Source organism: Streptococcus sp. sy004 (assembly GCF_007859205.1).
Classification (GTDB): Bacteria; Bacillota; Bacilli; order Lactobacillales; family Streptococcaceae; genus Streptococcus.
Genome location: NZ_VOHP01000005.1, coordinates 29,522 through 54,237 on the forward strand (window position 1 = coordinate 29,522; position 24,716 = coordinate 54,237).

Annotated in this window: 21 protein-coding genes, 1 other RNA gene and 2 pseudogenes; 21 read left to right on the forward strand and 3 right to left on the reverse strand. The window is 40.0% G+C overall.

All coding sequences use genetic code 11. The annotated features are described in order from the left end of the window. Window positions 1-26: 26 nt before the first annotated feature. From FRX54_RS05155 to FRX54_RS05205, 11 genes are all read left to right on the forward strand, one after another. Window positions 27-1,925: a M13 family metallopeptidase gene (locus FRX54_RS05155; RefSeq protein WP_146461741.1), complete on the forward strand. Its 1,899-nt coding sequence runs from the start codon at window positions 27-29 to the stop codon at window positions 1,923-1,925. A gap of 528 nt (window positions 1,926-2,453) precedes the next feature. Beyond that, the gene (locus tag FRX54_RS05160) at window positions 2,454-3,797 is read left to right on the forward strand and encodes a DEAD/DEAH box helicase (RefSeq protein ID WP_146461743.1); all 1,344 of its coding nucleotides are present in this window, start codon (window positions 2,454-2,456) and stop codon (window positions 3,795-3,797) included. A gap of 112 nt (window positions 3,798-3,909) precedes the next feature. Continuing rightward, window positions 3,910-4,722, forward strand: coding sequence for a transporter substrate-binding domain-containing protein (locus tag FRX54_RS05165; RefSeq protein WP_146461744.1), 813 nt, complete (start codon window positions 3,910-3,912; stop codon window positions 4,720-4,722). Between the two features lie 9 nt (window positions 4,723-4,731). After that, window positions 4,732-5,520, forward strand: coding sequence for an amino acid ABC transporter permease (locus tag FRX54_RS05170; protein WP_146461746.1), 789 nt, complete (start codon window positions 4,732-4,734; stop codon window positions 5,518-5,520). Beyond that, a complete protein-coding gene (locus FRX54_RS05175; RefSeq protein ID WP_146461748.1) occupies window positions 5,513-6,256 on the forward strand; it encodes an amino acid ABC transporter ATP-binding protein in 744 nt (247 codons plus the stop codon). Before FRX54_RS05170 ends, FRX54_RS05175 begins: the two co-directional genes overlap by 8 nt. A gap of 7 nt (window positions 6,257-6,263) precedes the next feature. Beyond that, on the forward strand, window positions 6,264-6,488 hold the full coding sequence (locus FRX54_RS05180; protein ID WP_146461751.1) for a DUF4059 family protein: 225 nt from the start codon (window positions 6,264-6,266) through the stop codon (window positions 6,486-6,488). Between the two features lie 25 nt (window positions 6,489-6,513). Beyond that, window positions 6,514-7,428, forward strand: coding sequence for a thioredoxin-disulfide reductase (trxB, locus tag FRX54_RS05185; RefSeq protein ID WP_146461754.1), 915 nt, complete (start codon window positions 6,514-6,516; stop codon window positions 7,426-7,428). 125 nt (window positions 7,429-7,553) lie between these two features. After that, window positions 7,554-8,231, forward strand: coding sequence for a hypothetical protein (locus FRX54_RS05190; protein WP_146461756.1), 678 nt, complete (start codon window positions 7,554-7,556; stop codon window positions 8,229-8,231). A 60-nt stretch (window positions 8,232-8,291) separates the two neighbouring features. Beyond that, window positions 8,292-9,752, forward strand: a complete 1,461-nt coding sequence (locus FRX54_RS05195; protein ID WP_146461830.1) for a nicotinate phosphoribosyltransferase — start codon at window positions 8,292-8,294, stop codon at window positions 9,750-9,752. Then, the gene (nadE, locus tag FRX54_RS05200; RefSeq protein WP_146461759.1) at window positions 9,752-10,576 is read left to right on the forward strand and encodes an ammonia-dependent NAD(+) synthetase; all 825 of its coding nucleotides are present in this window, start codon (window positions 9,752-9,754) and stop codon (window positions 10,574-10,576) included. The genes FRX54_RS05195 and nadE overlap by 1 nt, the downstream gene beginning before the upstream one ends. 126 nt (window positions 10,577-10,702) lie before the next feature. Next, entirely contained in the window at window positions 10,703-11,758 is a 1,056-nt protein-coding gene (locus FRX54_RS05205; RefSeq protein ID WP_146461761.1) for a zinc-dependent alcohol dehydrogenase family protein, read from the forward strand. A 44-nt stretch (window positions 11,759-11,802) separates the two neighbouring features. Here the strand turns inward: FRX54_RS05205 and pbp1a are convergent, their stop codons facing one another. Beyond that, entirely contained in the window at window positions 11,803-14,094 is a 2,292-nt protein-coding gene (gene pbp1a / locus FRX54_RS05210) for a penicillin-binding protein PBP1A (RefSeq protein WP_146461763.1), read from the reverse strand. Window positions 14,095-14,097: 3 nt separating this feature from the next. Further along, window positions 14,098-14,685 (reverse strand): Holliday junction resolvase RecU, encoded by a 588-nt coding sequence (gene recU, locus FRX54_RS05215; RefSeq protein WP_146461765.1) that lies wholly within the window; start codon window positions 14,683-14,685, stop codon window positions 14,098-14,100. A 74-nt stretch (window positions 14,686-14,759) separates the two neighbouring features. Between recU and FRX54_RS05220 the strand changes: the two genes are divergently transcribed. The 6 genes and pseudogenes from FRX54_RS05220 (at window position 14,760) to FRX54_RS05240 (ending at window position 18,885) form a co-directional block, all read left to right on the forward strand. After that, window positions 14,760-15,284: a DUF1273 domain-containing protein gene (locus tag FRX54_RS05220; RefSeq protein WP_146461767.1), complete on the forward strand. Its 525-nt coding sequence runs from the start codon at window positions 14,760-14,762 to the stop codon at window positions 15,282-15,284. A gap of 158 nt (window positions 15,285-15,442) precedes the next feature. After that, window positions 15,443-15,655, forward strand: a pseudogene (locus tag FRX54_RS06470) (DivIVA domain-containing protein); the annotation flags it as partial. After that, window positions 15,638-15,718, forward strand: a pseudogene (locus FRX54_RS06475) (cell division regulator GpsB); the annotation flags it as partial. The pseudogenes FRX54_RS06470 and FRX54_RS06475, both read left to right, overlap by 18 nt. Window positions 15,719-15,729: 11 nt before the next feature. Then, window positions 15,730-16,110, forward strand: an RNA gene (rnpB, locus tag FRX54_RS05230) — RNase P RNA component class B. Between the two features lie 59 nt (window positions 16,111-16,169). Continuing rightward, window positions 16,170-17,330 carry a class I SAM-dependent RNA methyltransferase gene (locus FRX54_RS05235; protein ID WP_146461771.1) on the forward strand — a complete coding sequence of 387 codons (1,161 nt, stop codon included), beginning with the start codon at window positions 16,170-16,172 and terminating at the stop codon, window positions 17,328-17,330. A 13-nt stretch (window positions 17,331-17,343) separates the two neighbouring features. Next, entirely contained in the window at window positions 17,344-18,885 is a 1,542-nt protein-coding gene (locus FRX54_RS05240; RefSeq protein WP_146461773.1) for a cell division site-positioning protein MapZ family protein, read from the forward strand. A gap of 25 nt (window positions 18,886-18,910) precedes the next feature. On the opposite strand, the gene FRX54_RS05245 is transcribed toward FRX54_RS05240, so the two are convergent. Continuing rightward, window positions 18,911-19,393, reverse strand: a complete 483-nt coding sequence (locus FRX54_RS05245) for an S-ribosylhomocysteine lyase (RefSeq protein ID WP_146461775.1) — start codon at window positions 19,391-19,393, stop codon at window positions 18,911-18,913. Between the two features lie 134 nt (window positions 19,394-19,527). On the opposite strand from FRX54_RS05245, the gene FRX54_RS05250 reads away from it, so the two are divergent. The 4 genes from FRX54_RS05250 (at window position 19,528) to FRX54_RS05265 (ending at window position 24,661) form a co-directional block, all read left to right on the forward strand. Next, window positions 19,528-21,135: a ribonuclease Y gene (locus FRX54_RS05250; RefSeq protein WP_146461777.1), complete on the forward strand. Its 1,608-nt coding sequence runs from the start codon at window positions 19,528-19,530 to the stop codon at window positions 21,133-21,135. Between the two features lie 134 nt (window positions 21,136-21,269). Next, window positions 21,270-21,896, forward strand: coding sequence for a guanylate kinase (gmk, locus tag FRX54_RS05255; RefSeq protein WP_146461779.1), 627 nt, complete (start codon window positions 21,270-21,272; stop codon window positions 21,894-21,896). 20 nt (window positions 21,897-21,916) lie between these two features. Then, window positions 21,917-22,237, forward strand: coding sequence for a DNA-directed RNA polymerase subunit omega (gene rpoZ, locus FRX54_RS05260; RefSeq protein ID WP_146461781.1), 321 nt, complete (start codon window positions 21,917-21,919; stop codon window positions 22,235-22,237). 39 nt (window positions 22,238-22,276) lie between these two features. Beyond that, window positions 22,277-24,661 (forward strand): primosomal protein N', encoded by a 2,385-nt coding sequence (locus FRX54_RS05265; protein ID WP_146461782.1) that lies wholly within the window; start codon window positions 22,277-22,279, stop codon window positions 24,659-24,661. Window positions 24,662-24,716: the final 55 nt, after the last annotated feature.

Genomic DNA, 24,716 nt, shown 5'->3' on the forward strand with positions numbered 1-24,716 from the left:
TCTAAGACAAAACAAGGAGGCTATTTATGGTACGTTTACAAGATGATTTTTATCAAGCGGTCAATGGAGCTTGGGCTGAAACAGCAGTGATTCCAGATGACAAACCAGCGACAGGGGGATTTGTTGAGCTGCACAATGAGATTGAGGCACTCATGCTAGAAACAACAGAGAATTGGTTGGCCGGTAAAGATTTGCCAAAAGATAATCCTATTTTAGAGAACTTTATCAAATACCACCGACTCATCAGTGATTTTGAAACTCGAGAACAATTAGGTGTGACACCTGTCCTGCCCTTGATTAAGGAAATGCAGGAACTGACTTCTTTTGCTGATTTTGCCAGTAAGATTGCTGAATATGAACTAGCCGGTAAGCCCAATCTCTTTCCCTTTGGCGTAGCACCAGACTTCATGGATGCCACAACAAATGTCCTTTGGGCAGAAGCTCCAAGTCTGATTCTGCCAGACGTGACTTACTATGAAGAAGGGCATGAAAAAGGTCAGGAATTGTTAGCCATGTGGCGTCAAGCGGCGACAGACTTACTTAGTCAATTTCCATTTTCACAAGAAGAAATAGCTAAGATTTTAGATCAGCTTATTACCCTAGATGCCAAGTTAGCCAACTATGTCCTATCCAATGAAGAAAGTTCTGAGTATGCCAAACTCTATCATCCTTATGACTGGGCTGACTTTACCAAGTTAGTACCAGAATTGCCATTGGATGAGATTTTCTCTAAGATTTTGGGGCAACTGCCTGATCGGGTGATTGTGCCAGAAGAACGTTTTTGGTTAGCGTTTGCTAAGGATTATTTCTCAGAAGAAAATTGGCCAGCCTTACAGGCGTCTTTAATCTATAGTGCAGCAACCCAGTGGACTAGTTATTTGACAGATGACATCCGTGTCCTAGCAGGAGCTTATCGTAGGGTCTTATCGGGTACACCAGAGGCCATGAATCCGCAAAAAGCAGCCTATTATTTGGCAGAAGGACCATATAGTCAAGCCTTGGGGCTTTGGTATGCGGATAAAAGATTCTCCAAGGAAGCCAAGGCTGATGTCGAGAAAAAAGTAGCGACCATGATTGAGATGTACAAGGAACGACTAGTTAAGAATGACTGGTTGGCTCGAGAAACCATTGAGCAGGCCATCGTTAAACTGAATGGCATAACAGCCCATATTGGCTATCCAGAAAAGTTGCCAGAAACCTACGCTCAAAAAATGATTGATGACAATCAGTCACTCTTAGAAAATGCTCAAAAATTGGCGCAAATCTCTATCCAGCATAGTTGGAGCAAGTGGAATCAACCTGTTGACCGTGATATCTGGCACATGTCAGCCCATGTGGTCAATGCTTATTATTCACCACAACAAAATCAGATTGTTTTTCCAGCAGCGATTTTGCAGGCACCTTTTTATTCACTAAATCAATCATCATCTGCCAATTATGGTGGGATTGGTGCGGTGATTGCCCATGAAATTTCCCATGCTTTTGATACCAATGGAGCATCCTTTGATGAACATGGTAGCTTGAGAAACTGGTGGACAGATGAGGATTACCAAGCCTTTACTCAAAGAACCGATCAAGTGGTCGCTCAGTTTGATGGTTTGGATTCTTATGGTGCCAAGGTTAATGGTAAATTAACGGTTTCTGAGAATGTTGCTGATTTGGGTGGCTTGGCAGCGTCTTTAGAGGCAGCCAAACAAGACAAGGATTTTTCAGCAGTTGACTACTTTACTAATTTTGCGAAGATTTGGCGACTTAAAGCTCGTCCAGAGTATATGCAGATGCTAGCGAGTGTAGATGTTCACGCACCTGGTCATTTGCGTACCAATGTTCAATTACCAAACTTTGCTGACTTCCATCAAGCCTTTGACATTAAGGAAACAGACGGCATGTGGCGAGCAGAAAAAGATCGTGTGATTATTTGGTAAGCTATTTATTGATACAAAATAAAAAGAGAGTTTTCCTAGCTCTCTTTTTATTCTTGTTTTTCCAAACGGGTTTTATCTCCTCACAGTTGTGATGAGCATATTTCCAAAGGAAGTTATCCATCTCACAAGTTATTTTAGTTCTGCCCCTTTTGGGCAGAGCTGCTCACAAGACTTTTGTGCTTTTCCCAAAAAGGGCAGACATCCTCACAGCTGTGATGAGCATATTTCCAAAGGAAGTTGTCCTCCTCACAAGCTTTTTGTATTTATCCCCCAATGGCCAAGTTAGCTTGCCGTATATTTTTCTTCATTTCCAAAAGAGATTCATGAACTTATTTGATTTTTGCAATCAAGTGTTTTAAGAAATAGTGGCTAGAAAAAGTAATGAGTGGTGTCATAGTAAAGATTCTTCATCAAAAGGTCTAATCATCAAATCAATAAAGCAGGTACTTGCTTTTTTATCAGCAATTTTCTAGCTGAATAAAGCCTAAAGTTTTTGGTTTATCAGCTTTTTTTGTTATAATCAATGGTATGAAGTTTACAGATTTTAAGTTTAAATCCTATATTCAAGAGGCTTTGGCTGACTTGAATTTCCAAGAACCAACGCCAGTTCAGGAAAAATTGATTCCCTTGGCGCTATCAGGTCGTGACATTGTTGGCGAATCGAAGACAGGGTCAGGTAAGACCCATACCTTTTTATTGCCGATTTTTCAGACCTTAGACGAAGATAGTTCTGAGGTGCAGGCAGTCATCACGGCACCTAGTCGTGAGTTGGCAACACAGATTTACAAGGCTTGTCAGCAGTTAGCAGCTTTTTCATCAGTTGATGTTCGCTTGGCTAACTATGTTGGTGGGACCGATAAGGCTCGACAGGTTGAGCGTTTGCAGAGCCATCAGCCGCATATTGTTATTGGTACCCCTGGACGCGTCTATGATTTGGTACAATCAGGTCACCTTGATATTCATCGTGCTAAGACCTTTGTGGTTGATGAAGCTGATATGACCTTAGATATGGGCTTTTTAGATACCGTAGATCGTATTGCTGCTCGTTTGGCTAAGGATGTGCAGATTTTGGTCTTTTCAGCGACGATTCCACAAAAACTCCAGCCTTTCTTAAAAAAATATCTGACCAATCCAATTATGGAAAAAATCAAGACACAAACAGTCATTGCAGATACCATTGACAACTGGTTGGTGTCAACCAAGGGACGTGATAAGAATGGTCAAATTCTTGAAGTGATTCAGTCAATGCAGCCCTATTTGGCGATGATTTTTGTCAACACCAAAACTCGTGCAGAAGAACTCCATCAGTTCTTGATTAGCAATGGTTTGAAAGTGGCGAAGATTCATGGGGATGTCCCACCGCGTGAACGTAAGCGTATCATGAATCAAGTCAAAAATCTGGATTATCAATATATTGTGGCAACTGATTTAGCAGCCCGAGGCATTGATATTGAAGGCGTCAGCCATGTCATCAATGATGAAATTCCACAAGATTTGAGTTTTTTTGTTCACCGTGTGGGACGTACAGGTCGTAATGGTTTAAGTGGCACAGCCATTACCCTATATAAACCAAGTGATGACTCGGACATTCGTGAGTTGGAGAAACTGGGCATTAGTTTTGTCCCTAAAATGCTAAAAGATGGGCAATTCCAAGACACCTATGACCGTGACCGTCGTTTGAACCGTGAAAAAACACGTCAAAAACTCGATACTGAAATGATTGGTTTGGTTAAAAAGAAGAAGAAAAAGATCAAGCCAGGCTACAAGAAAAAAATTCAGTGGGCAGTTAACGAGAAAAGACGCAAGGAAAAACGAGCAGAATTACGAGCTAAGGGTCGTGCTGAACGTAAGGCGAAAAAACAAACTTTTTAAGCTAATCATAGCTTGATAATCAATTGTTATCACCTCCATAAAAAAATCTTATTGGGCAAGAAGAAACTCTTGTGCTATACTAAGAACACTGATAAAAGGAGGGTCGTCGATAATGAAAAAGTTACTCAAGTTAACATTGCTGATAGGTGTGTTGGGACTTAGTCTATGTCGTCAAGTGTCAGTGGCTGCAAAGACAGAAGTTGTCGTAGCAACCGATTCAGATACGGCTCCTTTTACTTTTAAGGACGAGAGTCGTTTTACTGGCTATGATATTGATGTTTTACGAGCTGTTTTTCAAAATCAAAAGGATTATCAACTGACTTTTGAAACAGTCCCTTTCTCGTCTATTTTGACAGGCTTGGATGCAGGTCTCTATCAACTGGCTGCCAATAATTTTAATTATAGTTCAGAACGAGCAGCAAAGTACTTGTATTCCACACCAATTTCTAAGTCCAATTACGCCATTGCTAGTCAAGATGGTTATGCTAGCTTGACTGAGTTGTCTGGTAAGTCAACCTCGGCTTATACTGGTGCCAACTACACCAAGGTCTTAGAAGATTGGAATCAAGCCAATCCTGATAAAGAACCGATTGAGATCAATTATGTTGCCAATAGTGTGCCTTTGGCACAACGTTTACAAGATGTGGAATCGGGTAAGATTGATTTTATCTTATTTGATGCCATTTCGCTCCAAACCCTCAGTCAAGATCAAGGGATTGATGTGACGATTAAGACGGTTACAGACCAAGTTGGGACAGACAAGGATGGTCTGGAATATTTTCTCTTTGCTAAAGACAAAGAAGGCAAGACCCTACAAGCCTTTGTCAATCAACGTTTGGCGATTTTAGAAAAAAATGGGGTTTTACAAAAACTCAGTCGGCAGTATTTTGGCGATGATTTTGTGACACCAATTAAGAAAAAATAAAGGAAAAATATGGATAAATTAGTTGCAGCAGGTTGGTATGCCAATCTGGTAGCCGGTCTGCCTGATGGAAAATTATTTAGTTGGCGAGCAGTTTTTAATGCCATTCCAAGTATTTTGGAGCAGTTGCCCATTACCTTGGGATTGACTCTAGGTGGAGCTGTTTTTGGTCTGCTTCTAGCCCTACTTTTTGCCATTGTTAAAATCAATCGGACCAAAGTGCTTTATCCGATTCAAGCAGTTGTGGTTAGTTTCTTACGTGGAACGCCGATTTTGGTGCAACTCATGTTGAGTTATTATGGGATTCCCTTGTTGTTGAAAGCTCTTAATCAATCTTATGGTTTGAATTGGAATGTTAACAGTATTCCAGCTTCTGTGTTTGCCATTACGGCTTTTGCCTTTAATGAAGCAGCCTATACGAGTGAAACCATTCGTGCAGCCATTCAAGCGGTCAATAGTGGTGAGATTGAAGCGGCTAAAAGTTTGGGGATGACATCGAGTCAGATCTATCGTCGTGTGATCATTCCCAATGCAGCCGTGATTGCAACACCAACCTTGATTAACACCCTAATTGGTTTGACTAAGGGGACGTCTTTGGCATTTAATGCGGGAATCGTGGAAATGTTTGCTCAGGCTCAAATCCTTGGTGGGCGAGATTACCGTTATTTTGAACGTTTTATCTCGGTAGCTATGATTTATTGGTTGGTCAATATTGTGATTGAATCGGTGGGTCGTTTCTTGGAGAAGAAAATGGCTATTCCATCACCAGAACAGGTCAAACAAGGAGGTCGTCATGATTAAAATTAGTCATTTGACCAAGGAATTCTCAGGTCAAAAGGTCTTGAATGACTTGAACTTAGAGATTAAAAAGGGTGAAGTCATTGCTTTGGTAGGGGCATCAGGTGCTGGAAAATCAACCTTTCTACGTAGCCTAAACTACTTGGAACAAGCTGATTCTGGCACCATTGAAATTGAAGATTTCAAGGTAGATTTCACCAACATTAGCAAAGATGACATCATTACCTTGCGTCGTAAGTTGGCTATGGTTTTCCAACAATTCAATCTCTTTGAACGCCGTACAGCTTTAGACAATGTCAAGGAAGGCTTAAAGATTGTCAAAAAACTATCAGATGAAGAAGCAACTCAAATTGCCAAAGTAGAATTGGCAAAGGTTGGTCTGTCTGATCGTGAAAATCATTACCCCCGTCACCTATCGGGTGGGCAAAAGCAACGGGTGGCGCTAGCTCGTGCCCTTGCCATGAAACCAGATGTGCTTTTACTTGACGAACCTACGTCTGCCCTTGACCCTGAGTTAGTCGGTGAGGTGGAAAAATCAATTGCTGACGCAGCCAAGGCAGGTCAAACCATGGTTTTGGTTAGTCATGACATGAATTTTGTCTATCAAGTGGCAGATAAGGTGTTATTTTTAGAAAAGGGACATATCTTGGAACAAGGTAGCCCAGAAGACATTTTCCGTAACCCTAAAGAAGCTAGAACCAAGGAGTTTTTTGCTTCTTATAACAAACAATACATTTAATACACTTATGCTCATCAATATTTTTAATTTTTATTTACAAGGTCTGTTGTGGGCGATTGTCTTTACGCTTGTTGTTGCGATTATTTGGCTACTTTATCGGGTCAATCGCAAGTTAGATCCGACAGTAAAAGAAAGACAGGCTGCCCTGTATGACACCATGATGATGGTTTTGATTAGTATTCCCATTCTATCATTTGCCTTTATGGCCCTGATTTTGATGATTAAGGCTTAGAAAGTGGTTAAGAAAAGGAGAAAGCATGTACGACACGCTAGTTATTGGTGCAGGTCCAGCTGGGATGACTGCGGCCCTTTATGCAGCTAGAAGTAACCTCAAGGTAGGTCTGTTGGAACAGGGAGCACCTGGTGGGCAGATGAATAATACGGCCGATATTGAAAATTATCCTGGTTTTGACTTGATTTCTGGACCAGAGTTATCGATGAAGATGTTTGAGCCTTTAGAAAAACTAGGCGTAGAACACCTCTATGGTATTGTGACGACCATTCAAGACTTGGGTCAAAGTAAATTGGTCAAGACCATGGATGGTGAATTTGAAGCCAAGACCGTGATTCTTGCAACAGGTGCTAAACATCGTTTACTTCAGGTGGCAGGTGAAGACACCTATGCCAGTCGAGGTGTATCCTACTGTGCAGTTTGTGACGGTGCATTTTTCCGAGATCAAGACCTTCTTGTTGTTGGTGGAGGCGATTCGGCAGTTGAAGAAGCTCTGTTTTTGACACGTTTTGCCAAATCAGTGACCATTGTTCATCGCCGTGATCAACTCAGAGCCCAAAAAGTCCTACAAGACCGAGCTCTTGCCAATGAAAAAATCAACTTCATTTGGGATAGTGTGGTCAAAGAAATCAAAGGGAACGATGTTAAAGTGACTAGCGTCGACATTGAAAATGTCAAGACAGGTCAAGTGACCAATCACGCCTTTGCAGGTGTCTTTATCTACATCGGACTTGATCCCGTATCACAGATGGTAGCTGACTTGCAAATGACAGATGATAATGGTTGGATTCCAACAGACGATAAAATGGCAACCAAGGTGCCAGGTATCTTTGCCATTGGTGACGTTCGCCAAAAAGACCTACGTCAGATTACGACAGCTGTCGGTGACGGAGCGACCGCAGGTATTTCAGCCTATCACTACCTAACAGAACACAACTAAAGCAGAGAAAACTCTGCTTTTTTTGATGTGAAAGAGTTGACAAAAGAATTATTCGGTAGAATGTTAATAAACCTTTCTAACCGACCTGAAAATATGCTATCCTTAAAGAATGGGAGGTGTTGTTAATGATTGATTATTTGTTTGTTTCTCCACTTGGCTGGAGTCAGCATGTTTGGGACAAGTTGTTAAAATTTCCAGTTTTCGCTAAGGGTAAATGCGATTTTGTTAATTTTTTAGATGAATCTTTTTCAGCAATTACTCAAGAAGAAGTAGAAGCAAGTTTATTGGCAAAAATGAAAAACTTATCTTCTAGTGGGACAGTGATTGCTTCTTCTTATGGCAGTTTAGTCACCTTATCTGTTTTGGCAAAAGCCAAGTTGCCGATTGCTCGCTTGGTTTTAATTTCAGGATTAGAAGAAGTGTCATCACAAGTAGATTTGGATGATATGTTTCAAAAGGTTGTTGACGAAAGTTATACCGACGTATCAGAGTATTTGGACGTGATGTTGACAGGAGAAGAACGAAAAGACAGTATTCTTTGTCAGATTCTTGAGTATAATTTACAGAAAAAAGAAGAAAGTTTCCAGTTAATTCTTAGTCAATATAATATCCATGCTTACTTAAGTATTTATGCTGGACTTAATCCTAACTATCTTTTGGAACAAGTGAGTCAACTAGTTAAACAAATAACAGTTTTTTCAGAGCAGACTTTGACCGTTTCTCATATTAAGATTCTTCCAGAAGATCATCTGTTGATGTTAACTCAACCTAAACTTTTATATCACCATCTCATCAACCCTTAGCGTCTATTTTTCCCTTAAATTATGCTATAATAAGGATAAGGAGAAGATTGACAACTTATGATATATACAGATGATAGTTTGACCCTACATACGGATTTGTATCAGATTAACATGATGCAGGTTTATTTTAATCAGGGGATTCACAACAAAAAAGCCGTTTTTGAGCTTTATTTTAGAAAATTACCTTTTGCCAATGGCTATGCTGTTTTTGCAGGTCTGGAGCGAATTGTCCGATATTTAGAAAATCTCAAGTTTTCAGAAACAGACCTTGCCTACTTGCGTGAGCTAGGCTACCAAGAAGATTTCTTGACCTATCTTAAAAATTTCAAGCTGGAATTATCCATCAAGTCAGCCCAAGAGGGAGATTTGGTTTTTGCCAATGAACCTTTGGTTCAAGTTGAAGGCCCGCTTGCTCAAGGGCAATTACTAGAAACAGCTCTTTTGAATATCGTTAACTTCCAAACGTTGATTGCCACTAAGGCTGCACGAATTAAGTCAGTGATTGAAGATGAGCCACTTTTGGAATTTGGCACTCGTAGGGCTCAAGAAATGGACGCAGCCCTTTGGGGAACTAGAGCTGCCATGATTGGTGGTGCTGACGCTACCAGTAATGTTCGAGCGGGTAAGATTTTTGGGATTCCAGTTTCTGGAACCCACGCGCACGCCCTTGTTCAAGTCTATGGCAATGATTACGATGCCTTTAAGGCTTATGCCAGCACTCATAAAGACTGTATCTTTTTGGTTGATACCTATGACACGCTTCGCCTAGGTGTACCTGCTGCGATTAAGGTTGCCAAGGAATTTGGTGATAAGATCAACTTCAAAGGTGTGCGAATTGACTCAGGTGATATGGCTTATCTATCTAAGAAAGTCAGAAAGCAACTAGATGATGCCGGCTATCCTGATGCTAAGATTTATGCGTCTAATGACCTAGATGAAAACACCATTCTCAACCTTAAAATGCAAAAAGCTAAGATTGATGTTTGGGGCGTGGGAACAAAGCTCATTACAGCCTATGATCAACCCGCCTTGGGAGCCGTTTATAAGATTGTGTCCATCGAAGATGACAGGGGGCAAATGCAAGACACCATTAAGTTGTCTAATAACGCTGAAAAAGTTTCTACTCCTGGTAAAAAACAAGTTTGGCGAATTACCAGTCGTGCCAAAGGCAAGTCAGAGGGTGATTATTTAACTTTTTCTGATGTTGATGTTAACCGACTAGACGAAATCCACATGTTCCATCCAACCTATACCTATATTGACAAGTGGGTCAAGGACTTTGATGCCGTGCCACTTTTGGTTGATATTTATGACCAAGGAAAATTGGTCTATGACTTGCCAAATTTGACGGAAATTAAGGCCTATGCCAAGAAAGAACTCGATGCCTTATGGGACGAATACAAACGTGTACTTAATCCACAGGAGTATCCAGTGGACTTGGCAGGCGATGTGTGGAAAAATAAGATGGATCTGATTGACCGAGTGCGTAAGGAAGCATTGAGTAGAGGAGTGGAGGTCTGATGTCACTACAAAGAGAAATCATTAAAGCCTTAGGCGTAAAAGCGCAAATTGACCCCAAAGAAGAAATTAGAAAGTCTATTGATTTTCTGAAAAGTTACTTGTACAAACACCCCTTTTTGAAAACCTTTGTTTTAGGGATTTCAGGAGGTCAAGATTCAACCTTGGCTGGCCGACTCGCCCAGCTAACCATGGAAGAAATGCGAATTGAAACTAAAGATGACAGTTATCAATTTATTGCAGTTCGTCTGCCTTATGGGGTACAGGCTGACGAAGCAGATGCCCAAAAAGCCTTGGATTTTATTCAACCAGATCAACTGTTGACAGTCAACATTAAAGAGGCAGTTGATGGCCAAGTGGCAGAACTAGCTAGGGCAGGTGTGAGCATTTCTGATTTTAATAAGGGAAATATCAAGGCTCGTCAGCGTATGATTACCCAGTATGCCATTGCAGGCCAGTATCAGGGAGCTGTTATTGGGACTGATCATGCTGCAGAAAATATTACTGGTTTCTTTACCAAATTCGGTGATGGTGGAGCAGACATCTTGCCCCTATTTCGCCTAAATAAACGTCAAGGAAAAGCTCTCTTGAAGGAATTAGGAGCAGAAGCAAGTCTTTACAACAAGATTCCTATTGCTGATTTGGAAGAAGATAAACCAGGCTTGGCAGATGAAGTGGCTTTAGGAGTGACCTATAACGCTATCGATGATTACTTGGAAGGAAAAAAAATTACATCCCAAGCCCAAGAGATCATTGAAAATTGGTGGCAAAAAACAGCCCATAAACGTCACCTGCCGATTACGATTTTTGATGATTTTTGGAAATAAAGTAAATTCTACTAACTGGTTTAGTAGAATTTTTTTGAAGAAAATACAAAAAACTATTGCAAACGCTTTCCGAAAATGCTATAATAAGATTGTTAAAAAGATAACAAACTATAAAGGAGGCTTACTATGAAAGCAGCAACTTATGTCAATAAAGGTCAATTAGAATTAGTTGAACAACCTAAACCAACGATTGTTAATCCAACTGATGCTATTGTACGAATTGTGAAAACCACGATTTGTGGAACGGATCTTCATATTTTAGGTGGAGATGTACCAGCTTGTAAACCAGGAACAATCTTGGGTCATGAGGGAATTGGAATCGTAGAAGAAGTCGGAGAGGCAGTTAGCAATTTCAAGGTTGGTGATAAAGTTATTGTTTCTTGTATCACTTCTTGTAATACTTGCTACTATTGTAAGCGTCAATTGCCATCTCACTGTGAAAGTGGTGGATGGATTTTAGGACATCTCATCAATGGTACACAGTCTGAGTATGTTCATATTCCTCATGCAGATGGTAGTCTTTATCACGCACCTAAGACAGTAGAAGATGATGCTCTTGTAATGTTGTCTGATATTTTCCCAACTTCCTATGAAATTGGTGTTCAACCATCTCATGTTAAACCAGGAGATAGCGTGTGTATTGTCGGTGCAGGTCCAGTTGGTTTAGCAGCCTTGTTGACAGTTCAATTCTATTCTCCAGCTAAGATTATTATGGTTGATTTGTCTGAATCTCGTCTTGAAGCCGCTAAGAAGTTTGGTGCAACACATACGATTTGTTCATCTGATGTGGAAGAAATCAAGGCTAAGATTGATGAATTGACAGATGGTCGTGGTGTTGATGTTAGTATGGAGTGTGTTGGTTATCCAGAAACCTTTGATGTTTGTCAAAATGTTGTGGCTATCGGTGGTCACATTGCCAACTTGGGTGTTCATGGTAAGCCAGTTGACTTTGCTTTGCAAGATTTATGGATTAAGAATGTGACTTTATCAACTGGTTTGGTTAATGCTAATACCACTGAAATGTTGCTTAACGTTGTGAAATCAGGAAAAATTGATGCAGGCCAGTTAGTAACGCACCACTTCAAACTATCTGAAATTGAAAAAGCCTATGAAGTCTTTAAGAATGCTGGTAAAAACGAAGCACTTAAAGTTATCATTGAAAATGATATTACACCAGTTTAGTTACAGTTGACCAAATAAAAAATCCCTTATCTGAGGGATTTTCTTTATTCTTCAATTTCTTCTTCATAGAATGGAACAGTTTCTGTTGCTGAACTAGAAGTGTTCTCTCTAGTTGTTGCATTGCTTGAAGCAATTGATGTCGATGCAACGGCTTCAAGTTCATCTTCGGTTTCGGTATCTGTTTCTGAGGCTTTACTAGAAGAAGTTGAGCTGCTTTCTTTTGAAGAGCTACTTGTTTCATTTTGACTACTACTGCTGATTTCGTTAGTAGTGACAGTTGTAGAACTTGTTGTGTGATTGCTACGATTATTAGTTGCTCGTGAGTTAGAATAATAATCTCTATTATTAGTACTATAACCATCTAAATAAAGCATGCCATTGCTACGATATAGTCCTTCAGGCATTTCCCAATCATCACTATAACCACCAGTGAGGTAATACATGACTGTTCGATAGATTTGAGCAGAGATTTTTAGCCCATTACCATAAAGTGGGGTTAAACGGTTTTTATAACCCGTCCAAACAGCCATTGAATATTGAGATGTGTAGCCGACAAAGTTAGAATCTGGTGCAATTGTTCCAACATTTTGTGTGTAAAGTCCAGTTTCTGCAGCAATAATATCTAACTCGTCATCACTATAGTTTGATGTTCCTGTTTTACCAGCTTGTGGCATTGAACCAATTGCAGCTTCTGTACCTGTTCCGTAAGTTAGAACGGTTTTCAGCATGTCTGTCATCATGTAGGCTGTGGTTTCTTTCATCGCACGAGAGCCTTCAGGTTTGTAAGATTGACTTGATCCGTCATTAAATTCAATCTTATTAACGTATTGTGGTTTATAGTAGGTACCACCATTTGCAAAAGCAGCATAGGCAGCAGCCATCTTCTCGCTACTAGCACCGTACTTAGAATCATTGACGGTTGTGTTACTAGAGATGGCATTAGAATAGAGCATTTCAGGATAGTCAATTCCTAATTTGTTAAGGAATTTGAGAGAGGTTTCTAATCCAGCCGCTTCCAAAGCTCGAATAGCTGGAATGTTACGCGATTGCATTAGAGCTGTTTGAATGGTCATCCAGCCATAGTATTGACGATCCCAGTTATAGACTTGGGTATAAGTACCAGGCCAATAATAGATAGAATCGTTAGTTGATTGAGCGGTAGAGGTATAGACCCCACTATCAAGAGCAGGCCCATAGTCTGTGATTGGTTTCATGGTTGACGCCCAGTCACGATCGGTTAAAACAGCTTGATTGGTACCAAATGAGATATCATCGTTTTGATTTCTAGCGCCTAGTTGGGCAATGACTTGACCAGTATTGACATCCATAATGGTTGAAGCTACTTGCATTTCATCATCTGGATAAGCGATGTAGTCATAGGTGTTATAAACATCCCATAGGTAGCTTTGTAAGTTTGAATTAACATTCGTATAAACTTTTAAACCAGACGTAAAGATGTCTTTACCTGTTTTTTCTTCAACTTCTTGAATGACTTGTTTGAGATAGTTATCTAGATATTTTTCATAGCTAACTTTCTTTTGTAGTGGTTTAAGGCCATCAGTAACAGGAGTGGCTAAGGCTTCCTCATAGACCTCTTTACTAATCTTACCGTAATTAAGCATTTGAGATAGCACAGTATCACGTCGAGCTTGAGCTGTTTCGGCATTGGTATAAGGGTCATATTGGCTAGGAGCTTGTGGAATACCAGCAAGTAAAGCTAATTGAGCGATAGACAATTCTGGCAGATCTTTGCCATAATAGTTTTTAGCCGCTGTTCGCATACCATAGTAACCATTTCCCATATAAACCTTGTTAATGTAGAAGGTTAGAATTTCTTGCTTGGTATATTTTTTCTCCATTTGTAGTGATAACCAAGCTTCTTGAGCCTTACGTTTAAGGTTTTGGTCGCGTTCAGTGGTTGAGAAATATGCTAGCTTAATCAATTGCTGATCAAGGGTTGATCCACCTTGAGTGGTGTTGCTGGTTAAATTATGCCAAGCAGAACCTAGGATACGGAAAATATCAATTCCTCGATGTTCAAAGAAACGGCGATCTTCGATAGCTGTCACAGCATTGACCAGATCAATTGGAATGCTATCAGCCGTTACGCTCTCACGTTGTTCAGCTCCTAAATCAGCAATTTGATTTCCCTCGCTGTCAAATACCAAGCTGGAATTAACAGCCCTCAATTTGTCTTCAGAGAGAGACGGAGCGGTAAGGACAAAAAAGCCAAAAACTAAGGCACCTATAACAACTAGGAAAATGATAAAACTGAGTAGTGCTCCTACTGCATATTTAATAAGGTTTAAAAGAGATTTCGATTTGATAGTAATCACCGCCTAAAAGAATTTTTCAATAATATCAAGATAAGGGACTTGAGGAAGAATAGAGTCAGCTATGCGATAGCCTTGTTTTTTGATATAATCAAGTGGCATAGATTTGCTTCCTTGGTCACGTTTGTAGTGGTCAATTAAAGCTTGAGCTGGTAAGAAATAGGTTTCTTTCAACGAAGAAAAATGCAAGAGAACAAAGCAAATGCCATCTTGTCGAAGCACTTGTTTCATGTGTTCAATCTGATGCTCGTGAAAATTTTTCATGGGCATGGCAGTTTTTTGCCGGGTTTCCTTGGCTTCAAAATCAATGTAACGTCCCTTATAGACACCAGAATAGTCAGTGGTTGAGGCTTGTCTAAAATAAGCTTCAACAATTTTCGCCCGACTGCGTTTGGGGTAATCGACTTTGACGATCTGAACGGGTGTCGGTTTTTTATGAATAACTGCTAGTTCTCGTGTCAAATAGTAGGCATTAGTCGCATTGATACTGGCTTCAAAAGACATACCACGATTGGCAAAGTCAGTTTGAGAACGGTTCTGTTTCAAATGTTTTGAAACAGCTTGTCGCTTTAATCGATGAGGGTAGTTAACCATATCGCTCCTAATCGCTTAATTAAAATAACATATTTCAACCTATTATAGCATATTTTTAGAAAGGATAGCAAAAAATGTCCACAATTCTTGTTTCAGGTTACCGAAATTTTGATTTGGGTATTTTTCAAGAAACAGACCCACGGCTACAAGTGATTAAAAAAGCTATTGAAAAAGATTTGGAGCATTTGTGTGAACAAGGCTTAGAGTGGTTGATTTTCACAGGTAATTTGGGGTTTGAATATTGGGTTTTGGAGGTTGCTAAAAACATGCAGAAGGACTACAGGTTTCAGATGGGGGTCATTTTTCCCTTTGAAGACCATGGTCAAAGTTGGAATGATAGCAATCAGATGATCTTGGCAGCATTCAAAGCATTGGACTTTGTCAAATATAGCTATCCGAGTTACCAAAATCCTAGTCAACTAAAACATTACCAAGATTTTCTTCTCAATCATACTGACGGGGCATATCTCTTTTATGACGAGGAGCGTGAAACGAATTTGAAATATTTATTTAGGCAAATGAAAAGTTTGCCAAACTATGACATAAAACGCCTAGACTTCGACCGCCTCAACGATTTGGCTCAAGAAATTGAGTCCTAAGGAATTAAGTAAAATTCTTGATTTTCCTCCTATCTTCTTGTATAATTGGAAAGTGAATGAGTTCAATAACTCTTTTAGATTGATCGGTATGGAGAATTAGAATGGCAAGTATTATTTTGAGTCCAAAAGACATTTTTGAACAAGAATTTAAGACAGTGATGCGTGGCTTTGATAAAAAAGAGGTGGATGAGTTTTTAGATGAGGTCATCAAGGATTATGAAACCTTTGCTGCTCAGATTGCAGCCCTTCGTGAAGAAAATCAAGCCTTGAAGAAAAAATTGACTGAAAGTAGTACAGAGGTTAAAACTCAGCCTGCCGTTGCAGCAGTACCAGCTAGCAATTTTAGCAGTCATCAAACGGCGACAAATCTTGATATTCTCAAGCGTATTAGCCGTTTAGAAAAAGAAGTTTTCGGCAAACAGATTGTAGAATAAAATAATGTGCAATTTTTGGATAATCGCATGGTAAATTAGTTGCCATGAGGAAAGTCCATGCTAGCACTGGCTGTGATGCCGGTAGTGTTTGTGCTAGGCGAACCAATAAGCCTAGGGACTTGTCCTTGAGATAAGTTACGGCGGATAAAATGGCTAAGTCTTTGATATGCCAGAGTCATCCTGAAAGTGCCACAGTGACGTAGTTTTCATGGAAACGTGAAAAATGGAACGCGGTAAACCCCTCAAGCTAGCAACCCAAACTTTGGTCGGGGCATGAAATAGCTGGAATACGAACAGACTATTTTGACTGCAAGTTTATCCTTGTAGTAGACAGATGATTATCAAGGGAGGCAAGGCCTAGTTGCCTCCTGAACAAAACATGGCTTATAGAAAATTGCATAATAGGTGAGCTAGCACTTGCTAGCTTTTATTGTAGATTATGAAAGAAGATATGAAAACATCATTTAAATTAGTGGCCACAGCTGCAGCAGGTTTAGAGGCTGTTGTTGGCCGTGAAATTCGAGCGTTAGACATTGATTGTCAGGTAGAAAATGGGAAAGTCTTGTTCCAAGGTGATTTGGAAACGATTATCAAAACAAATTTATGGTTAAGAGCAGCTGATCGTATCAAGATTATCGTTGGTCAATTCCCAGCGCGTACCTTTGAGGAACTGTTTCAAGGGGTTTTGGCATTAGATTGGGAAAATTATTTGCCTTTGGGAGCGAAGTTTCCGATTAGTAAGGCCAAGTGTGTGCGTTCTAAATTGCACAATGAGCCAAGTGTTCAAGCCATTACCAAAAAAGCAGTGGTTAAAAAATTACAAAAACACTACCATCGTCCTGAAGGAGTACCTTTACAGGAGATTGGTGCAGAGTTTAAGATTGAAGTGTCGATTCTGAAAGACCAGGCAACCGTAATGATTGACACTAGTGGTGATAGTTTGTTCAAACGGGGCTATCGAACGGAAAAAGGTGGTGCGCCTATCAAGGAAAATATGGCGGCGGCAATCTTACAACTATCTAATTGGTTTCCAGATAAGCCTTTGATTGATCCGACTTGTGGTTCTGGTACTTTCTGTATTGAGGCAGCGATGATGGCCATGAATATTGCACCAGGCTTTAATCGCCAGTTTGCTTTTGAAAAATGGGACTGGGTAGATAAGAAACTGGTACAAGAGGTTCGTGATCAGGCTGAGAATGAAGCTAAATATGATCTTGTTTTAGATATTTCTGGTTTTGATATTGATGCCAGAATGATTGAAATCGCAAAAAGAAATGCAGAAGAAGTGGGTTTGGTAGATGCCATTACCTTTAAGCAAATGCGATTGCAGGATTTACGAACAGAGAAAATCAATGGGGTCATTATCTCTAATCCCCCTTATGGTGAACGTTTGCTCAAGAGTGAGGGAGTTGATAACCTCTATGCTGATATGGGACGTGTGTTTGCTCCGCTGAAAACATGGAGTAAGTTTATTTTGACCAGTGATGAGGCTTTTGAACAAAAATATGGGATACTAGCTGATAAGAAGCGAAAACTCTATAACGGTACTTTAAAAGTTGATTTGTATCAATACTTTGGTCAACGTGTTAAACGATCAGAAATGAAGCAGTAAGAAAGGAAGTATGATGACAAAAAATAAGAAAAATATGTTTAAAAATAAGGACGGTTTGGATTTAAATCGTGTAAAAGATTTAACGGTAGAAGAAACGATTCGTAAGGAATCTGAAATCAAGGCAGGTATTACAGATACTGATGGTATTTTAGACAAATATATTAAACAAAACCGTGAAAAAGTTGAATCAAAGAAATTTGATAAGATTGATTTAGAGTCATTGGATACAGGTGTTTTAGATAATTTTATCAAACAACAACGTGAAGAATTGGCTCAATCTGGTTTGCTTGATAAAGCTGTTGTCGCTGATACAGTAGATACGGTTGAGGAAGTGACTTTGACTGATTCTGTTACCCCAACACCAGTTTCAACAAAAAGCTCAATTTTTGATGAAGTGGAATTGACCGAGACATCTGTTCCTATGACTAAGGATGTTGATGATTTTGTTTTAGGTGATGCAGATGATGTGCAACCAGTTTACAAAAACAAAAAATGGATTATTGGTGGTCTAGCAGCTTTGGTACTTGGTATTTTTGGGGCAGGTTATGGTCTTAATCAATTAAGTAAACAAGCCACTTCGGTTACCTCGACAAGCAGTAGTTCAACTAGTTCTTCGTCGTCATCTACCCAAAGCAGTACAGATACGGCGACTGCCAAAGCTGATTATAATAGCTTTACGGAGCTTTATGGTACATTTTTCGCAGATAGCGAAAAGACCAAGTTGAAAAATAGCGAATTTGCTAATTTACCCAACTTAGAAACAGCTCTTAATAAACTCAAAGGAACTAGCTATTATGACAAGGCTAAGGCAGATTATGATAAATTGAGCAAATCAATCGCAGCAGTTCAAGCTATTAACAGTAAATTTGAAACAGATGCGATTGTAGATGGTGAAAAAGTGGCAACTAGCTTGAAAGCAGATGTTAATCTTGATGATTTATCAAGTGATGTTTTAAATACAGGTAACGCTTCGCTTGATACACTGTTGCAATCAGTCATTTCAGAAGCAAGAACCAATGCAGGAATTGTGTCAGCCTCTGTTAACACAGATACAGAAACGGCTACAAGTGGTGATACGGCAATGACTGATCAAGCGACAACTGAACAAACTACTGTTGCTGCAGACCAAGTTGCGACAACGCAAACTCCTGCAACAGAAAATACAGCAACAACTTCAGAGCAAACCACAACAGCTCAAGCTGGTGTGACAACAGACGCAGCAACCAGTGCAGCGACAACGAGCGTGATTGGGTCAGATTCGTCTGTACTTCAACGTAACTTGACTCGTGTGCCGTATAATGATACAGCTATTGCGGATACTAACAATCCAGCATGGGCGTTTAATCCAGGTGTTTTGGAAAATATCATCAACATTTCACGAGCTCGTGGTTACTTTACAGACAACAACTACTATGTTGAGCCGGTTAATATTATTAACGGTAATGGCTATTACAACATGTTCAAATCTGACGGAACGTATCTCTTCTCGATCAATGCGAAAACAGGTTACTTTGTTGGAAATGCCCCAGGTAATGCTGACAATTTAGACTATTAAAAAAGAAGCCTATTGGCTTCTTTTTTTAAATGACTTGACGTTTAAATGGATCAGTCGAGATGCCTTGTTCAAGAATCAATTTCGCCCATTCTTTTGCGGAAAAAAGGCTATGGTCTTTGTAGTTACCACAAGATTCAATGGTTGTACCAGGGACATCTTCCCAACTAGTCACTTGAGCAATTTCTTCCAGAGAGTCTTTAATGACTTTGGCGATGGTGTCTGAACTATGACGTCCCCACATAATTAAGTGGAATCCAGTACGGCATCCAAAAGGTGAACAGTCGATCATGCCACCAATACGTTGACGAATCAGCTTAGCAAGCAGATGTTCAATGGTATGAAGGCCACTGGTTGGCATGGCATCTTGGTTGGGTTGAACTAAGCGAATATCAAAGTTGGTGATGACATCTCCAACAGGGCCACTTTCTTCAGAAATCAAGCGAACATAAGGGGCTTTAACAGCCGTGTGATCTAATTCAAAACTTTCTACAATAACTTCTTTTGTCATGAGAACTCCTTATTTTATTTTACCTTATCATACCATAAAGTTGGTCAGTCAATCTAGTTTTAGATTGAGAAAAAAGTTAAATTGTGTTAGAATGTAATTTGGCTTATGCCAAAAAATAAATTGAGGTAAAAAACATGTTACAACTAATTTTAGGCCTTGTTTCTTCCCTCATTGGTTTGTTGATTGGTTATGTAGTGATTTCGGCTAAGATGAAAACGGCCAAAGAAACTGCAGAACTGACTCTTTTGAATGCAGAACAAGATGCAGTGAATCTAAGAGGTTTAGCAGAAGCAGAGGCTGACCAGATTAGACAAGCTGCCCAGCGTGATGGTAATGCTCAACGAAAAGAATTACTCATCGAAGCACGAGAAGAGGCTAGACGTTATCGTGAAGCCATTGACCAAGAATTTAAGACTGAGCGACAGGAGTTGAAGCAGATGGATAACCGTTTGACACAACGTGCCAGCTCACTTGACCGTAAGGATGAAAACTTGGCCAATAAAGAAAGACTTTTGGAACAAAAGGAACAAAGTCTGTTTGATAGGTCTAGGCATATTGATGAGCGTGAAGAAGAAGTTGCTCAACTGGAGTCGCAAAAATCAGAAGAATTGCAACGTGTGGCCCACATGTCTATCGCTGAAGCACGAGAGATTATTTTGACGGAAACAGAAAATAATCTCACTCAGGACATTGCCAGTCGTATTAAGGCGGCTGAACAGGAAGTTAAGGATCGAGCTGATAAGACAGCTAAGGAATTACTCTCTCAAGCCATGCAACGTTTGGCGGGGGATTATGTGACTGAACAGACGATTACGACGGTTCATCTGCCTGATGATAGCATGAAAGGACGTATTATTGGTCGAGAAGGCCGTAATATTCGTACTTTGGAGAGTTTGACGGGAATTGATATTATCATTGATGACACACCAGAAGTGGTCATGTTATCTGGATTTGATCCGATTCGCCGTGAAATTGCTCGGCTAACTTTAGAAGCTTTGATTAAGGACGGTCGTATCCATCCAGCTCGTATTGAAGAGTTGGTGGAGAAAAATCGTCTAGAACTTGATCAACGTATTCGTGAGTATGGTGAAGCAGCAGCTTATGAAATTGGCGCACTTAATCTTCATCCAGATTTGATTAAGATTATGGGTCGTTTGCATTTCAGAACAAGTTATGGGCAAAATGTTCTTCGTCACTCGGTTGAAGTTGGTAAGCTAGCAGGTATTTTAGCAGGTGAGTTAGGTGAAAATGTTGCCCTAGCTCGTCGTGCAGGTTTCTTGCATGATATGGGCAAGGCCATTGACAAGGAAGTTGAAGGTAGCCATGTTGAGATTGGCACGGAATTTGCACGTAAGTACAAGGAACATCCTGTGGTTGTCAATACCATCGCGAGTCATCATGGCGATGTGGAAGCAGAAAGCGTTATTGCGGTCTTAGTGGCGGCAGCAGATGCCCTAAGTTCAGCTCGACCAGGTGCTCGTAATGAATCCATTGAAAATTACATCAAGCGTCTGCGTGATTTGGAAGACATTGCGACTAACTTCAAGGGAGTTAAGCAAAGTTATGCCCTCCAGGCAGGTCGTGAGATTCGAATTATGGTTGAACCAGAACGTGTATCGGATAAACAAGTCACTATCTTAGCCCATCAGGTGCGTAAGAAGATTGAAAATGAACTGAATTACCCAGGTAATATCAAGGTAACAGTCATTCGTGAATTGCGAGCAGTAGATTATGCCAAATAAAAGAAGCTGAGATTTTCTCAGTTTCTTTTTTAATAAAAAACTGATTGGTGAAAGCTAGACTTTTCTTGATATTGTCTTGAAAAAATACTTAGATTTTGTTAAACTGTTAAGTGAGAACAAACAAGGAGTGTAAGATGTCTGAACGTGGGCTGTTAGTTGTTTTCTCGGGACCTTCGGGTGTCGGTAAAGGGACAGTGAGGCAAGAAATTTTTTCAACCCCAGATCATAAATTTGAGTATTCGGTATCAATGACCACCCGTCCGCAACGTCCAGGTGAGGTTGATGGCGTTGATTATTTTTTCCGTAGTCGTGAAGAATTTGAAGAGCTAATTCGTCAGGGGCAAATGCTGGAATATGCAGAGTATGTCGGTAACTACTATGGAACGCCATTGACCTATGTTAATGAAACCTTGGACAAAGGAATTGATGTTTTTTTAGAAATCGAGGTACAAGGTGCCTTGCAGGTCAAAAAGAAAGTTCCAGATGGTGTCTTTATTTTCCTAACGCCACCAGACTTAGAGGAGTTGCAAAACCGTTTGGTTGGTCGAGGGACAGACAGTCAAGAAGTGATTGCTCAACGAATCGAGCGAGCTAAGGAAGAAATCGCCTTGATGCGAGAATATGATTATGTGGTTGTTAATGATGAAGTGTCACTAGCTGCTGAAAGAGTCAAACGTATTATTGAAACGGAGCATTTTCGTGTCGAGCGTGTGATTGGTCATTACGATCAAATCATTAAAGCGACAGCAGCCAAGAGATAAAGTTAGAAAGAGTAAATCTTATGATGTTAAAACCGTCGATCGATACCTTATTGGATAAGGTGCCGTCAAAGTATTCATTAGTCATGTTGCAAGCTAAACGAGCTCATGAATTAGAAGCTGGAGCTGAGGCAACAATGACATTCACCTCAGTTAAGTCAACCTTGCAAGCCTTGGAAGAAATTGAGGCAGGTTTGGTCACTGTGCACCCCAATCCAGAAGAAAAACGTGCACAAGCACTTTTGAAAAAAGAACAAGAACGTCTTTTCCGTGAAGCTGAAGAGCAACGGATTAAAGAGCAAATTGCTAAAGAAAAAGAAGAAGAAGAAGGTGGAAAAATCTAAGATTTTAATCTTAGATTTTTCATTATATAGGGAGGATAAATGAAAGTTGCCCAAGTTATTGTGGATATTCCCTTGATGCAGACGGATAGGCCCTATTCTTATTTGATTCCAGATGAGCTTTTGTCCAATATTGAGTTGGGGAGCCGAGTGCATGTTCCATTTGGTCGAGGCAATCGTTTGCTGCAGGGGTTTGTGGTTGATATTACAGAAAATCAGTCATCTCAAGACTTAAAAGCAATTGTGGCTGTACTTGATTTTTGGCCAGTATTGACAAGTGAACAGCTGTATTTGGCTAATCAGCTGCGTCATTCAGTCTTTTCTTATAAAATTTCGATTTTGAAAGCCATGCTGCCCAATCTTTTGAATTCTAATTATGACCGATTGTTGCAACCGACAGACCAGTTACTACCAGAAGATAGGCAGGCTATTTTTGGTGATAAGACTGAGATACCCTGGTCCAAGGTAAATCCTGTTTTACAGACTAAGGTCAATCAATTGGTTAAGCAAGGTCAAATCATCACTTCCTATCAGGCAAAAGATAGAAAAACCTTGAAAATAGAACGTTATTATCGAGTTAAATTAGACCATCTACTTGATTTGGAAATCTCTAAACGGGCTAAGAAACGCTTGGAATTGCGTGATTATTTAACAACTCATTCAGATGGTTTACTTAAATCTCTTTATCATGATTTTTCTCGAGATCAGGTGGGCTATTTTATTGATAAGGGTGTCTTGGAGATTTCAGAAAAAGAAGTTAGTCGTAGTCAATTCTATTTTGAGCAAGTTGAATCGTCAAGTCCCCTTCAACTGAATGTGGAACAACAGAAGGCTTTTGAACGAATTGTCGCTAAAATAGGTCAAACCGTGCAGACGCCAGTTTTATTACAAGGCATTACTGGCAGTGGTAAAACAGAAGTATATTTGCAGGTGATTGCGGAGATCTTAAAAGCATCTAAAACAGCGATTGTTTTGGTTCCTGAGATTTCCTTGACTCCTCAAATGACCAGTCGGTTCATTTCACGATTTGGTCAGCAGGTCGCTATTTTACATTCAGCCTTATCAGATGGCGAAAAATTTGACGAATGGCGAAAGATAAAAACAGGTCAAGCCAAAGTGGTTGTGGGGGCTCGTTCAGCCATTTTTGCCCCTTTGGATAATATTGGTGCGATTATTATTGATGAAGAACATGACGCTAGCTATAAACAAGAATCCAATCCTCGTTATCATGCGAGAGATGTGGCTCTTTTGCGAGCCAAATATCATCAAGCTGTATTGGTTTTGGGTTCGGCAACGCCTAGTTTAGAAAGTCGAGCTAGAGCCAGTCGTGATGTCTATGATTTGGTCTATCTTAAAGAACGAGCCAATCCTAAGTCTAGTTTGCCTGCCGTTCAAATCGTGGACTTTCGTGACTATCTTGGTCAACAAAAAATGGCTAATGTCACCCCTCTTTTGTTAGATAAGATTAAAGAGCGGCTAGCTAAAAATGAACAGGTGGTTTTACTACTCAACCGTCGAGGCTATTCTAGTTTTGTCATGTGTCGTGAATGTGGTCAAGTAGAAAATTGTTCTAATTGCGATTTATCGCTTACCTTACATATGGACACGAGATCTTTAAAATGCCATTATTGTGGCTGGCAGAAAGGCATTCCTAAAACCTGTCGTCATTGTGGCAGTAGCCATATTCGTTATTACGGCAGCGGCACTCAAAAAGCCTACGATGAATTGCAACAGTTGCTGCCGACAGCCAAGATTTTACGCATGGATGTTGATACAACTAAGAAAAAAGGAGATCATCAACGTATTTTACAGGCATTTGGAGAACATAAGGCAGATATTCTTTTGGGAACACAAATGATTGCCAAGGGGTTAGATTTTGCTAATGTGACTCTAGTTGGTGTGCTCAATGCGGATACGGCGATTCATTTACCAGATTTTCGAGCGGCTGAGCGCACCTTTCAACTCTTGACCCAAGTAGCTGGTCGAGCTGGTCGGGCAGAGAAAAAAGGAGAGGTCCTTATTCAGACCTATAATCCTAAGAATTTTGCTATTCAATTTGCAAAAAATCAAGATTATGAAGGGTTCTACGCCTATGAGATGCAAAACAGAAAACAGCTAGGCTATCCTCCTTATTACTATACAGTGGTGCTAAATATTTCTCATAAAACAGAAGAAGTTGCTATTGAAAAGTCTTACGAGGTTCTAAGCTATCTTAAAAATGTTCTATCTGATCAGGTTCGATTTTTAGGGCCGACCCCAAAAGCAGTGGCTCGAACCCACAATCTTTACCATTATCAAATTTTGATCAAATATCGTTTTGAATCTAAGTTGGAAGAAGCCCTGAATCATATTTTAGCCTTAACGCAATTACCAGAAAATCGCGAGTTGCGTCTAGTGATTGATAGTGAACCCCAACAGTTACTATAATCATCTTTTAGGTGCTAATTTTTAAAAATTATGCTAAAATGAGTAGATATTATAA

What these genes read in the sequence shown, in the direction of transcription:
- FRX54_RS05155 (WP_146461741.1), top strand. Translation starts at nt 27, where the DNA reads ATGGTACGTTTACAAGATGATTTTTATCAAGCGGTCAATGGAGCTTGG.
- FRX54_RS05160 (WP_146461743.1), top strand. Translation starts at nt 2,454, where the DNA reads ATGAAGTTTACAGATTTTAAGTTTAAATCCTATATTCAAGAGGCTTTG.
- FRX54_RS05165 (WP_146461744.1), top strand. Translation starts at nt 3,910, where the DNA reads ATGAAAAAGTTACTCAAGTTAACATTGCTGATAGGTGTGTTGGGACTT.
- FRX54_RS05170 (WP_146461746.1), top strand. Translation starts at nt 4,732, where the DNA reads ATGGATAAATTAGTTGCAGCAGGTTGGTATGCCAATCTGGTAGCCGGT.
- FRX54_RS05175 (WP_146461748.1), top strand. Translation starts at nt 5,513, where the DNA reads ATGATTAAAATTAGTCATTTGACCAAGGAATTCTCAGGTCAAAAGGTC.
- FRX54_RS05180 (WP_146461751.1), top strand. Translation starts at nt 6,264, where the DNA reads ATGCTCATCAATATTTTTAATTTTTATTTACAAGGTCTGTTGTGGGCG.
- trxB (WP_146461754.1), top strand. Translation starts at nt 6,514, where the DNA reads ATGTACGACACGCTAGTTATTGGTGCAGGTCCAGCTGGGATGACTGCG.
- FRX54_RS05190 (WP_146461756.1), top strand. Translation starts at nt 7,554, where the DNA reads ATGATTGATTATTTGTTTGTTTCTCCACTTGGCTGGAGTCAGCATGTT.
- nadE (WP_146461759.1), top strand. Translation starts at nt 9,752, where the DNA reads ATGTCACTACAAAGAGAAATCATTAAAGCCTTAGGCGTAAAAGCGCAA.
- FRX54_RS05205 (WP_146461761.1), top strand. Translation starts at nt 10,703, where the DNA reads ATGAAAGCAGCAACTTATGTCAATAAAGGTCAATTAGAATTAGTTGAA.
- recU (WP_146461765.1), bottom strand. Translation starts at nt 14,685, where the DNA reads ATGGTTAACTACCCTCATCGATTAAAGCGACAAGCTGTTTCAAAACAT.
- FRX54_RS05220 (WP_146461767.1), top strand. Translation starts at nt 14,760, where the DNA reads ATGTCCACAATTCTTGTTTCAGGTTACCGAAATTTTGATTTGGGTATT.
- FRX54_RS05235 (WP_146461771.1), top strand. Translation starts at nt 16,170, where the DNA reads ATGAAAACATCATTTAAATTAGTGGCCACAGCTGCAGCAGGTTTAGAG.
- FRX54_RS05240 (WP_146461773.1), top strand. Translation starts at nt 17,344, where the DNA reads ATGACAAAAAATAAGAAAAATATGTTTAAAAATAAGGACGGTTTGGAT.
- FRX54_RS05245 (WP_146461775.1), bottom strand. Translation starts at nt 19,393, where the DNA reads ATGACAAAAGAAGTTATTGTAGAAAGTTTTGAATTAGATCACACGGCT.
- FRX54_RS05250 (WP_146461777.1), top strand. Translation starts at nt 19,528, where the DNA reads ATGTTACAACTAATTTTAGGCCTTGTTTCTTCCCTCATTGGTTTGTTG.
- gmk (WP_146461779.1), top strand. Translation starts at nt 21,270, where the DNA reads ATGTCTGAACGTGGGCTGTTAGTTGTTTTCTCGGGACCTTCGGGTGTC.
- rpoZ (WP_146461781.1), top strand. Translation starts at nt 21,917, where the DNA reads ATGATGTTAAAACCGTCGATCGATACCTTATTGGATAAGGTGCCGTCA.
- FRX54_RS05265 (WP_146461782.1), top strand. Translation starts at nt 22,277, where the DNA reads ATGAAAGTTGCCCAAGTTATTGTGGATATTCCCTTGATGCAGACGGAT.